Annotated in this window: 13 protein-coding genes; 1 reads left to right on the top strand and 12 read right to left on the bottom strand. The window is 74.5% G+C overall.

Annotated features, from left to right (window positions below):
• Positions 1-28: 28 nt before the first annotated feature.
• The 4 genes from ACFYYR_RS07335 to ACFYYR_RS07320 all read right to left on the bottom strand — a co-directional run bounded on the left by ACFYYR_RS07335 (position 29) and on the right by ACFYYR_RS07320 (position 5945).
• On the bottom strand, positions 29-1354 hold the full coding sequence (locus ACFYYR_RS07335) for a cytochrome P450 (protein WP_388847895.1): 1326 nt from the start codon (positions 1352-1354) through the stop codon (positions 29-31).
• Between the two features lie 150 nt (positions 1355-1504).
• On the bottom strand, positions 1505-3343 hold the full coding sequence (asnB, locus tag ACFYYR_RS07330; protein ID WP_388847892.1) for an asparagine synthase (glutamine-hydrolyzing): 1839 nt from the start codon (positions 3341-3343) through the stop codon (positions 1505-1507).
• A gap of 152 nt (positions 3344-3495) precedes the next feature.
• A complete protein-coding gene (locus ACFYYR_RS07325) occupies positions 3496-4863 on the bottom strand; it encodes an MFS transporter (protein WP_388847889.1) in 1368 nt (455 codons plus the stop codon).
• 428 nt (positions 4864-5291) lie between these two features.
• Positions 5292-5945, bottom strand: coding sequence for a sigma-70 family RNA polymerase sigma factor (locus ACFYYR_RS07320; RefSeq protein WP_388847886.1), 654 nt, complete (start codon positions 5943-5945; stop codon positions 5292-5294).
• Positions 5946-6003: 58 nt separating this feature from the next.
• Here ACFYYR_RS07320 and ACFYYR_RS07315 point away from each other — a divergent pair, with 58 nt between their 5' ends.
• The gene (locus tag ACFYYR_RS07315) at positions 6004-6276 is read left to right on the top strand and encodes a zf-HC2 domain-containing protein (protein ID WP_388847883.1); all 273 of its coding nucleotides are present in this window, start codon (positions 6004-6006) and stop codon (positions 6274-6276) included.
• Positions 6277-6502: 226 nt separating this feature from the next.
• Here the strand turns inward: ACFYYR_RS07315 and ACFYYR_RS07310 are convergent, their stop codons facing one another.
• From ACFYYR_RS07310 to ACFYYR_RS07275, 8 genes are all read right to left on the bottom strand, one after another.
• Complete coding sequence (locus ACFYYR_RS07310; RefSeq protein WP_388847880.1) at positions 6503-7309, bottom strand: PE-PGRS family protein; 807 nt, start codon at positions 7307-7309, stop codon at positions 6503-6505.
• A 348-nt stretch (positions 7310-7657) separates the two neighbouring features.
• Positions 7658-7945, bottom strand: a complete 288-nt coding sequence (locus tag ACFYYR_RS07305) for a hypothetical protein (protein ID WP_388847877.1) — start codon at positions 7943-7945, stop codon at positions 7658-7660.
• A 273-nt stretch (positions 7946-8218) separates the two neighbouring features.
• Positions 8219-8374 carry a hypothetical protein gene (locus tag ACFYYR_RS07300; RefSeq protein ID WP_351503814.1) on the bottom strand — a complete coding sequence of 52 codons (156 nt, stop codon included), beginning with the start codon at positions 8372-8374 and terminating at the stop codon, positions 8219-8221.
• Positions 8375-8650: 276 nt separating this feature from the next.
• Complete coding sequence (locus ACFYYR_RS07295) at positions 8651-8842, bottom strand: hypothetical protein (RefSeq protein ID WP_388847874.1); 192 nt, start codon at positions 8840-8842, stop codon at positions 8651-8653.
• Positions 8839-9096 (bottom strand): DUF6415 family natural product biosynthesis protein, encoded by a 258-nt coding sequence (locus ACFYYR_RS07290; protein ID WP_388847871.1) that lies wholly within the window; start codon positions 9094-9096, stop codon positions 8839-8841. The genes ACFYYR_RS07295 and ACFYYR_RS07290 overlap by 4 nt, the downstream gene beginning before the upstream one ends.
• A gap of 63 nt (positions 9097-9159) precedes the next feature.
• Positions 9160-9705: an HAD domain-containing protein gene (locus tag ACFYYR_RS07285; protein WP_388847868.1), complete on the bottom strand. Its 546-nt coding sequence runs from the start codon at positions 9703-9705 to the stop codon at positions 9160-9162.
• 33 nt (positions 9706-9738) lie between these two features.
• Complete coding sequence (locus tag ACFYYR_RS07280) at positions 9739-10470, bottom strand: class I SAM-dependent methyltransferase (protein WP_388847866.1); 732 nt, start codon at positions 10468-10470, stop codon at positions 9739-9741.
• A gap of 1 nt (position 10471) precedes the next feature.
• The gene (locus ACFYYR_RS07275; protein ID WP_388847863.1) at positions 10472-11383 is read right to left on the bottom strand and encodes a phosphotransferase family protein; all 912 of its coding nucleotides are present in this window, start codon (positions 11381-11383) and stop codon (positions 10472-10474) included.
• Between the last annotated feature and the right edge of the window lie 7 nt (positions 11384-11390).

The raw sequence follows: 11390 nt of genomic DNA, 5'->3' as shown, positions 1-11390 counted from the left end.
GGCCCCGCACAGCGGAGCCGGGCGCGCCCTACAAGGCCGGGCGGGAACCGTCCCGCCGCACGCCCTCTCCCGGGGCGTCGGCGTCCGTTTCGGCACGGGCACCCCCGCCGTGTCGGCCGGTGACCGGGCAGCTCCCGGGCGTCCAGGTGACCGGGAGCTCGTTCACCCCGCGCGCCAGGACCGCCGGGATCCAGCGCAGTTCGTCCTCCGGCATGGCGAGCCGCAGCCCCGGCAGCCGCTCGACCAGCGTCCCGATCGCCACCTGGAGCTCGATGCGGGCCAGCGCCGCACCCGGGCAGAAGTGGATGCCGTGCCCGAACGCGAGATGCGGGTTGGGCGACCGGTCGAAGTCCAGCCGGTCGGGGTCGGGGAAGCGCTCGGGGTCACGGTTGGCCGCACAGAGCGAGACGATCACCGAGTCCCCGGCCGGGACCCGGGTGCCGTGCAGATCGGCGTCCTCGGCGAAGAACCGCCAGGTGGTCAGCTCGAAGGCGCTGTCGTAGCGGAGGAGTTCCTCCACCGCCCGCGGGAGGATCTCCGGCTCGGCACGCAGCCGCTCCAGCTCCCCGGGGTGGCGCAGCAGGGCGACGAGGGCGGTGGTGATCTGGTTGGTCACCGGCTCCTGACCGGCCACCAGCAGCTGGAAGATCATGGAGTCCAGCTCCTCCTGGCTCAGCGCCCCGCTGTCCCGGGCCGCGACCAGCCGGCCGAGCAACTCCTCGGAGGGGTGCGCCCGCTGGTGGGCCACGACATCGGCGATGTACGTCTGGAGGGCGCGCAGCCGGGCCTCGTACGCGGGGCGGCCGGGGTCTTCCGGGCCGACCGGCTGGACGACCTTCCCCCAGTCGCGGTCGAACCGCCCGGCCAGCTCCGGCGCCAGCCCGATGACCTCGGACAGCACCTGGAACGGGAACCGGGCGGCGAAACAGGCCACCGCGTCCATGCCGCCGCCCGCGGGCACCGCGTCGAGCAGTGCGTCGGCCATGGCCCGGAAGCGCGGGCGCAGGGCCTCGACCCGCCGCGGGGCGAACGCGTCGAGGACCAGCCGCCGCATCGTGGTGTGCTTCGGCGGGTCCTGGTGCAGCAGATGCACCTGGAGCTGGGAGTGCTGCGGTTCCGGCATGATCGACGCGTGCCGGCGCCAGGCGGCGTTGCCCCGGGAGTGGTGCTTGCCCAGCCGGTCGTCGTTCAGCGCCCGGTGGGCGGCCTCGTAGCCGGTGACCAGCCAGGCGGCCACCCCGCTGGGGAAGCGCACCCGGTGGACCGGGCCCTCGGCGCGGAGGGTTTCGTACAGCGGATAGGGGTCGCGCTTGTAGTCGGCGCCGTGCAGCGGCACGGGGTCGGGCTGTGTCATGGCGGTCGCTCCTGACCTGCGGGGATCGGCGGAACCTGCGGGGATCGGCGGACGGAATCGAGGGACGGGACCGGAGCGCGGTTCGCTGAACCGGACCGGAGGGCGCCGGCGGAAGCCGGCGCGGACGGACGGAAGCGGGGACCGGCGGCGTCAGAGGACGAGCTCGGGCCGGTGGTGGCCCAGCCACAGGGCGAGATCGACGACCCGTTCCAGCCGCAGCCGGTCTCCCCACTCCAGCTGCGCGGGGTCGGTGTCCAGGCAGGGCTTGACGGCGCGTTCGTCGACGAGATCGCGGACCGTCCCGCCGTGCGCCCCCAGGGCGTCGCGCGCCATGTCCTGCAGGCCGCTGTTGTAGTCGGGATGGTGGGTGGCCGGATAGTGGTTCTTCGCCCGGTGCAGCACGGAGTGCGGCGCCAGACCGGTGCCCACCGCCCGCAGCAGGCTCTTCTCCCGGCCGTCGGAGCTCTGCAGCTCCCACGGGGTGGAGAAGGCGTACTCGACGAGGCGGTGGTCGCAGTACGGCACCCGGACCTCCAGCCCCTGCGCCATGCTCAACCGGTCCTTGCGGTGCAGCAGTTGCCGCAGCCAGCGGGTGAGCGAGAGGTGCTGCATCTCCCGCTGCCGGTGCTGCACCGGGGACTCGCCGTCCAGGTGGGGCACGGCGGCCAGTGCGTCCCGGTAGGTGTCCCGCTGGAACGCGCCGATGGCCAGCGTGTCCGCCAGGTCGGGGTGCAGCGGCATGGCGGCCTCGTCGCCGGTGACGAGCAGCCACGGAAAGGTGTCGGCGGCCAGCGCCCGGGGGCTGTGGAACCAGGGGTAGCCGCCGAACACCTCGTCGGCCGCCTCCCCCGAGAGCGCCACCGTCGAATGCCGGGCGATCTCGCCGAACAGCAGGTAGAGGGAGGTGTCCATGTCCCCGACACCGATGGGCGAGTCCCGCGCGGCGACCACGGCCGCGCGGTGCTCGGGATCGAGCAGCGCGCGCGGATCGAGGACGACGGTGCTGTGGTCGGTGCCGATGAACGCCCCGGCCTCGGTGGCGTACGGCGTGTCGTGGCCGGTGCGCAGCACATCGCCGGTGAACCGCTCGGCCTGGTCGCTGTAGTCGACGGCGTAGGAGCGGAGCCGGGCCTCCGGCCCTTCCCGGAGCCGGAGTTCGTCCGCCAGCAGCGCGGTCAGGACGGTGGAGTCGAGCCCGCCGGAGAGCAGCGTGCAGCGGGGGACGTCGGCCGCGAGCTGCGCACGGGCGGCCCGGTCCAGACGGCGCCGCACCTCCTCGACGGTCTCCTCCGGGCCGTCGGTGTGCGGCCGGGCCTCCAGCAGCCAGTAACGCCGCTCGGTCACGCCGCCGCGGTCCAGGACGGTGATGCCGCCCGGCTCCACTTCCCGGACCCCCGACCAGAGCGTGGGGCCGGTGGAGAACAGCAGGCTGTACGCCGCGCGCAGGCCGTCCGCGTCCACCCGCGGCCGGACCGCGGGGTGCGCGAACAGCGCCTTCGGCTCGGAGCCGAAGACCAGGCCACCGGGGGTCCGGGCCCAGTGGAGGGGTTTGACGCCCAGCCGGTCGCGGACCAGCAGCAGCCGCTGCCGTTCGCTGTCCCAGATGGCGAACGCGTACATCCCCTCCAGCCGCTCGGTGAGCGCGTCCCCCCACTCCTGGTAGGCCCGGAGCACCACTTCGGTGTCGCTCCGGGTGCGGAAGTCGTGGCCCCGGCGCCGCAGTTCGGTCCGCAGCTCGTCGTGGTTGTAGACCTCGCCGCTGTAGCTCAGCACCACCTCCGCGCCCTCCGGCCCGGCGGTCATCGGCTGGACCCCGCCCTCGAGGTCGAGCACGGCGAGCCGCCGGTGGCCGAGAGCGGCGTACGGGCCGCACCAGACCCCGGAGGCGTCCGGTCCGCGGAGGGCGAGGGACGCGGTCATCCGCTCGATGACCGGGACCTGACGGCGCGGGTCCTCGTCGAACGAGACCCAGCCTGCGATGCCGCACATGGCGCGGCTCCTTTGCTGTCGGGGAGAGGCTGTCGGGGGAGGGGGAGAAGGGGAATCCGAGGGCGGGGCGGCCGATCGGCACGGGCCGCCGGAGGGCGGCGGGACCGGAGGGCAGGAGGCGGGACAAGCCGGAAGCCGGAGGGGACGCGCCCTCAGCCCTGCCGTACCGCCGCGGCACCGGCTCTCCGCGGACCGGGCCGCAGCGCGAGCAGCGGAACCGCCGCGCACGCCGCGACCGCGGCGGCGGCCAGCGCGGTCCGTGCCCCGGCGGCACCCGGCCCGGACAGTCCCCACACCGCGGTCGCCAGGGCCGGGCCGAGAGTGAAGCCGAGGCTGCGCGCGAGCTGCACCGTGGACCCGGCGGTGGCCAGCTGTGCGGCGGGCACCGCGCTCATCACCAGGAACTGCGCGGGGCCGCCGTAGAGGCCCATCCCCACCCCGGCGATGCCGAGTTGCCAGGCGATCCGCACCGGCTGCCAGTCGTCCCCGGCCGCCAGCAGGACGAAGCCGACGGCCACCAGGACGCCGCCGGCCACCGCGACCGGCCGGGGGCTCCAGCGGTCCGCCAGCCGGCCGCCCACCGGCCCGGCCAGCGCCATGCCCAGCGGGAAGGCGAGCAGGGTGAGGCCGGTGACCGAGGCGCTCAGCCCGTCGTCGCGCTGCAGATGGAGCGCGGTCACGTAGTGCACCGCGGCGAACGCCGCACCGAGCGCCAGAACCGCGCCCTGCGTGCCGTACGTCCGTGCCTCCCGCAGCACCGCCAGGACGGGACGGCCGCCCGGACCGCGCGCCCAGGCCACCACCAGGGGGAGCACCAGCAGGGCCGCCCACGCCCAGCGCGGCGATCCGGGGGCCAGCGTCAGGGCCAGCAGCGCCGCCGCCACCGCGCCCGCGATCAGGGCGGCGTCCACCGCCTCCCGCCGGCCGGGGGCGGCCAGCCGCCCCCCGCGGGGCAGCGCCGCCCGCGCGACGCCCCAGGCGACCAGGCACAGCGGCAGTTTCACCAGCAGCACCGTGCGCCAGCCCCCGTGGTCCAGCAGCAGCCCGCCCAGGGCCGGTCCGCTGACCGCGCCGAGCGGCCCGAGCGTCGCCGGCACGCTCATCGCCCGGCCCCGCACCTCGGGGCGCACCGCCCGGGTGGCCAGCACCGGCATCAGCACGAACAGCAGCGCCCCGAAGGCGCCCTGCAGCAGCCGTGCTCCGATCAGCCACCCCACGGCCGGGGCCAGGGCGGCCGCCGCGGCGGACAGCGCGAACCCGGCGACCGCGGTGAGCAGCGCCGGTCGCATCCCCACCCGGTCGAGCCACCGGCCCGCGGGCAGCAACAGGGCCACCACCGGCAGTTGATAGCCCAGGACGGCCCACTGGGCGGTCTCGGCGGGAACCGCGAAGCTCTCCCCGATGTCGGCCAGCGCCACATTGACGATGCTCATGTCGAGCATGGCGACGAAGGAGAGAATCCCGGCGACCGCGACCAGGCTCCACCGGTCGGACTCAGCGCTCCCCGTGTCCTGCTGCATCACCGCCTCCTTCCTCTGTTCCGCGCGCGGGTGTCGGCGCGTCGGTACAGAGGTCGGGCGAATCCGCACGGGAGTTCCCGTCGATCGGCAGAGATTCCGGGGAAGTTGCCGTCGGGGGCGGCCGGGGCCGGACGAACGGAGGTGCGGGCCGGGGTGACCGGGAGCCGGACGAACGAAGCTGCGGTCAGGCGCGACCGGGGCCGGACGGGCGGACCGTCGGCGCCGCCCCGGCCGCCCCCGGCCTCCCGGCTCCCCCCGGCCTCCCGGCTCCCCCCCCGGCCTCCCGGCTCCCCCCGGCTCCCCGGCATCCGGGGACGCCGGGCGGACCGGACACCGCGGGGCCGGCCCGGTTCCGGATCCCGCGCCGCGGGGAGCAGGCGTACGGCATCCTCACCGCAGCCCGCTCCCCGCGTCCGGCCGTGACGGGCTCAGCGCGCTGCGCCGGCGAGCAGCGCCGGCCGACGCTTCCGCACGGCCGGAGCGGGCCGCGCCACCGGCTCCGCCGCCCGCGGGCCCTCCCGGGTGGCCGAGGTGTCCTCATCCGCCGCGTCGAGCTGGGAGACGAGGGCCTCCCGGGCCCGGGCCACCCGGGAACGCACCGTCCCGATGGGGCAGTCGGCCACCGCGGCCGCCTCCGCGTACGGCAGCCCGAGGAGCTGCGTCAGCACGAACGCCTCACGCCTCTCCGCGGGCAGCACCGACAGCAGCTCCGAGAGGGCCACTCCCTCGTCGAAGCCGGGCAGCCCGCGCGGCTGGGCCCGTTCCGCCGCCGACTGCCAGTCCTCGACCCCCGCCAGCCGCGGGCGCGCGGACGTGGCCCGGATCCGGTCGGCCACCACCCGGCGGGCGATCGTCAGCAGCCAGGTGCGCGCCGACGACCGGCCCTCGAAGCCCGGGAGGCTGCGCAGCGCCCGCAGATAGGTGTCCTGGACCAGATCGTCCGTGGCCTGGGCGTCGCCGCTGAGATGGGTGACGTACCGGCGGACGTCGAGCTGGGTGCTGCGGACGAAGGCGTCCACGGACTCGCGGTCCCCGGAGCGGGCGGCCAGCGCCCAGGCCGTCACCTGTGCGTCGTCACGCATGGGCCGCCTCCTCGCCGGAGTGTCGCCGTCCGTCGTACCCCTCGGAGAGGATGGGGGCATGCAGTGTTCCCGGATCCGCACCGCCCTCTCCGCCCGCGCCGACGGCGAGGCACTGCCGCCGGACGTCGACGGTCCGGCGCTCGACGCGCATCTGGCGGGCTGTCCGGAGTGCCGCCGCTGGGAGCGGCAGGTCCAGCGGCTGCGGGAGTTCACCGGCTCCGCCCAGGAGCCGGAACCCGGAGCCGACGGCCTGCTCGCCGCGTTGCGCGCCGCGCTCGACGGGGACGGGGAGACGGGAGGCGCGGGACAGGGGGATTCGCGCGCCGGCTGAGCGGCCCGGCCGCCCCGCGGGCCGCGGCCCGGTGCGGGCGACGGCCGGAGCCGTGCGCGGCGCCCGTGTCGCCCCTGTCGCCCGTGTCCGGGCAGGTGTGCAGGCAGGTGTCATCGTGCGAGGTCCTTCGCGTGTGCCGGTCACTGCCGAAGGGCGGACCGGTGGAATGGACGGCCGGGGCGGATACGGCGGGTCGCCGCGCCCGTCGGCCGATGGCTCCGTGCTGTCAGCGGACAGCGAGCACGCGCGGCGGTCCACGGGTCGAGATGACGTGGGCGAGCAGCAGCCGGGGGAACGGCGGCCGGGCCTCCCACGCGGCCCGTCGGACCGGGAGCGGGTCCGGCACCGGCGCGGCACCGCCCACGGCGAGGGACAACGGCGCGAACAGCCGGGCGGACACCGCCCGGAGCAGCCGGAACGTCGCCCGCTCCGCGCCGCACAGCCAGACCGCACCGGCGAGCGCGATCAGCACATGGACCGCGACCATGCCCACGGCCCCGCCGCCGGCCGCCATGCCGTCCATCGCCGCGTGCATGCCGTCCATGCCCGCCATGGGATCGGCGGCCCCGTGGGCGAGGTGCTGTGCATGGCCGGCCGGGTGGCCGTGGTCCACCGGGGACATGCCACCGCCGGACCCGTGGGCCAGGGCGTCGGCAACTCCGCCGCTCCGCCCGGCCCGTGCCGCGCCCCCGTTCATGGCGTCGGCCGGGTGCGGGGGAGCGCACAGCAGCTGTGCCACCCACTGTCCGGCGAACGACCGGGAGGGGACGGGGCGGAGGAGAACCTGCGCCAGCGAGAACACCCCGTGGAGCAGGGCCTGGGTCGCCAGGGCGGTCGCACCGACCCGGAGGGAGCCCCGCTCCCGTCCCGTCGGCCACCACACCCCGGCGGCCGTCAGGGCGGCGGCACCGGCCACCACCCACCAGGGCAGCGGGGCGCCCGACATCGACGCGTGCCCCAGCGCGGAGAGCAGCGCGCACACCGACGCGAACACCGCTGTGCGCAGTGCTCGCAGCTCAGTCCCCGTCCTCATGGTCCGGTCATCGTCGCACCCCGCCCCGCTCCGCGGAGCGACGGGGCTGAAACTGATCACCTGCCAGGCCCGCACCGATCGCACGGAGTTGCATACGTCGGACGGTCCGGGAACGCTCAACGGCGCCCGTGATCAGTGCCCCTGCCGGCGCACGCGGGCGCTCGCCGGACCCGGTCCGGTCAAGCGGCGGAACCCTGATCACGGTGGCGGAGTCCGGAATTCCGCGATCTCTCTCGGCCACGGAGACGACTCGCACCGTGAGCAGCGGCAACGACTCACAGGGAACAGGGAACAGGCGAACGGCCCCATGCAGCAACCGGGAGCGGCCCCTGCGGACGCTGGAACGGCTCACACCATCGCGCGCTCCGGCATGGGCTGCTCGACGCCGTCGACCTCCAGGCTGCAGCGGGGGATGAGTGCCCCGAGCCTCGGCTGGTGCACGAGCACCCGGAACGGAACAGGCGGGTCGCCGGGCAGCTCGCCGGTCAGCACGCTGGTCCCCGTGCCCTGCACGCGCTGACGGAAGACTTCCTTGCCGTCGACCAGCAGCTCGAGCCGGCTCGTCCGGCCGGGACGGACGTTCACGGTGATCGAGTGGCCGTGATGATCGAGGTGGAAGTGGTGGCTACGGCCCATGACGCACCTCCGGAATGACGCCGGTACTTCCACCCTAGGTCCGGTACGCCGTCCCTGCCTGCGGGGACGTGCCTGCGGGGACGTGCCTGCGGGGACGTGCCTGCGAGGACCTGTCTGCGAGGACGTGCCCGCGGGTCGTACTCGCAGGCTCCACCGGGAATCCGGGAAGGTCCCCCGGTCCGAGGCCCCGGGACGGCGGGTCACGAAGATCCATCTGGCGTGCGAGCAGGGACGGAAGCCGTTTGTCGTTGGCCCGGTGTACCGGCCGCGGGCTCAGCGCTGGGCGGCGGTGTACCCGAGCAGAGCAACCGCGAACCCCACGATGACCAGCAGCGACCACAGCCAGTTCGGCACGCCGAGCGTGGACGGGTCTGGCGGACTGCAGTCCGGACGGCCGCACTGCGGGCAGGTGTGAGGCGGCTTGGTCATCGCAGAACCTTCCGTAACACCAGGACGGCGACCCCGGCGAGGATGGCCGGGATGGGCGCTAAGACCATACAGCCGGAGCTCGTCCCGTTCCCCTGGTCGCCGCCGGGGGCCGGGCTTCTTGTGCCCCTTGACCTCGGCTCTGTCGCTGTACTCCTTGTAGTCGCTCATGGGTCTCACTCCTTCATGACGAGGGCATGGCCGCGCCGTGGCGGGTGTCGCATGCGGGGTGGAGGTGGGGGCCGCCGGCGGAGGGGGAATGCCGCCGGCGGCCCTGTCTCAGGTGCGGCGGCGTTCGTAGATGGGGCCGCCGCTCGCGGCCGGGGCCAGGGGCCGGAGTCGGTAGATGCTCATGCACTGCGGGCAGGCGTAGAGGATGCCGCCGGGGCCGGAGCCGGTCTCGATGAGGGCGATCAGGGTGGGCCGGTCCGTGAGGCCTTGGTGCCAGTGGCACCACCGTTCGGCGGTCACGCGCGCTCCCGCTGCTGGTGGTGGATCAGGAGCCATTGGCAGTCGCGGGCGAGTGCGTCCACCTGGATATGGGCGGCGAGTGGCCCGTTGCCGAGTCCTTGCTTCACCTGATGGTGGATGCTGTCGAGTCGGGCGCGGGCGGTGTACCACGTGATGCTGCCGCGCCAGAGCCGATCGGCCGCGGCCTCCGCGTCGGGGAGCAGCAGGGCGATGTGCTCGCGCAGGCGGGCTTCCAGACTTCTACCCGCACCCAAGTAGTCGGACCACACAGCACACCCTGATGCCCTCGCTGCTCATCGCAGCGAGGGCATCAGTCGTCAGGCGGCGCGGACTGTGGGTAGCTGCGCGGCCCACTTCGTCACCTCGGTCAGGTGCTCGGGCTGAAGCCCGAGGTGTGGGTCGGGCTGTACGAGGAGGGTTGCCGTTCCGCGGGCGGTGCGCTCTGCGGCCCAGGTGTGGTCGAGGCTGGTGAAGTCGTCGTCGATCCACACGGCAGGGGCGCTGTCGAGCCAGGCCTCGACGTGGTCACGCTTCCACAGGTAGCCGTTGGGGTGGCTGGTGGTGATCTGCGGGCGCGGCAGGTCGATGTACGGCAGCGTCGGGAGGCCCAGGAGGGGCCCGATGAGGGTCGTGGCGTCCTGGCGCCAGCTGGTGCACCAGACCGGGGTGACCAACCCGGTGCGGATGACGTCCATGAGGAGGCAGCCGTGTTCGGGGTGGAGCCAGACGGTGACCGGGTTGTCGGCGCTGCGGCCGGTGGGGACGACGTCGTGGCGGTCGTGCGTGGCCGGGGGCGAGCCGTGCTCGTCGGGGAAGGGGATGAGGACGCCGTCGATGTCGAGGAGCAGGTAGGGCGGGCGCATTGGTCCTCCAGAAGCCGAGGTGAGAAGCGGCTGTCAGAGCTTGCGGGCGCGGATCAGCAGGGTGGTGGGCCAGTGGCCCATGCGGGGGTCGTGGAACTCCTGGGCAGAGGTGAGCCGGAAGCCCGCTCGGCTGAGGTGCTTCTCCCATCGGTCCGGGGAGAACTCCCATCGGGCGATGGGGAGCCGGGTGCGGTCGGGGAGGGGGACGTGGTCGCGGCGGGGTCGGTCGTCGCCCGAGGGGCTTCGGCCGCCACGCTGCGGGTGGGGGACGGAGAAGGCGAGCACTCGCCCGGGTGTGAGGTGCTGGGCGATGGCCGGGAGCAGGAGCTCGGGGGCGACGAGGCCGATGGCTCCGAAGACGGAGTAGATCGCGTCGAACTGTTCGTCGGAGGCGTGCAGGTAGTGCAGGGCGTGGCCGGCGACGAAGGTGAGGTTGTTCAGCCGTCCGTAGTGGGAGCGGGCGCGGCGGACCTGGAGGCCGACCAGGTCGACGCCGGTGACGTGGGCGCCGATTGGGGTCTCCCCTGCTCGAGCGGAGCCGAGAGCTCGGGGAAGGGTAGCGAGGTGGGCAGCGTTGTGACCGGGGCCGCAGCCGAGCTCCAGGAGCCGCTTGCCACGCAGGTCGGGCCCGAGGACGTCGGCGCCGGGCCCTTGGCCGGGCCTCGTGGTCCACTCCATCCGCGCAGGCACGGCCAGGGGTTCGGCGATTCCGGAGGCGGTGCGCTGGAGGGCGTGGGCGTGCCATGGGGATGCCTGGGCGAGCACGTCAGATCTCCAGGAGGTGGAGGACGTCGGTGAGGTGGCGGCGGACGGCCTTGATGTAGGCGGGGTCGGTGGCCGGGTCGTTGATCCAGCGGACGGACTGCTCCATGAACCACTCGACGGCCCACATGCGGTGCCAGCCCAGGGCCCAGTTCTCGGCGGTGAGCCCGCCGCGCGGGGCGAGGGCGTCGGGGGTGCCGCTGGCGGTGACGTACTGCTCCAGGAAGACGCGCAGGCGTACGGGGTGCGGGGGTTCGATGGTGCCGTGCCAGCTGGCGAGGTCGAGCAGGCCGGGGCCGGTGAAGGCGCGGGCGAAGTCGAGCAGTCGCGAGCCGCGCTCGCCGATGTGGAGGCTGGTGGGGTGGAACTCGGAGTGCACCCAGCCGAACGGTTCCAGCGTCGCTCCGGCCGAGCGGGCCTCGGCGGCCTGGGCGATCTGGTCGAGCGCGTCCTCGACGTCGTCGGCGTCCTGCCACCGGTCGCCCTTGCGCAGTCGTTCGAGATGCTCCAGCGCCCGGGCCGGGAGCGCGCGCAGCCGCTCCCGGTCAAAAACGAGCAAGGGCGGAGCCTTGCGGGTGCCGTGCAGGATCACGGCCGCGGCGACGCCGTCGAGGTCGTCGGCCTCGCGGGCGGACGGTCCGAGGTCCTCCATGAGCATGCCGAGCCAGCCGTCCAGGACGGCGGAGGCGTGGACCTGGGGGACGGGTACGCCGAGGGTGTGGGCCAGGCGAAGGGCCTGGTCCTCGCTGTCGAAGGGCTTCCTGGCGTACTTGAAGACGGCCGTGGTGCCGTCGGGGAAGGTGACGCGCTCGACACCGGACATGGACCACACGCGCACCTCCTCCCGTACGGCGGTGGTCTGGCCGGTCGCGGTGAGCAGGTTGTCGAGGAGTTCGGCGCTGGGGTTCGTGGTCACGTGGGGC

Source organism: Streptomyces sp. NPDC001922 (genome assembly GCF_042891165.1).
Taxonomy (GTDB): Bacteria; Actinomycetota; Actinomycetes; order Streptomycetales; family Streptomycetaceae; genus Streptomyces.
Note: the sequence above shows the minus strand (reverse complement) of the source record. Positions and strands in the feature narration are given on the sequence as shown.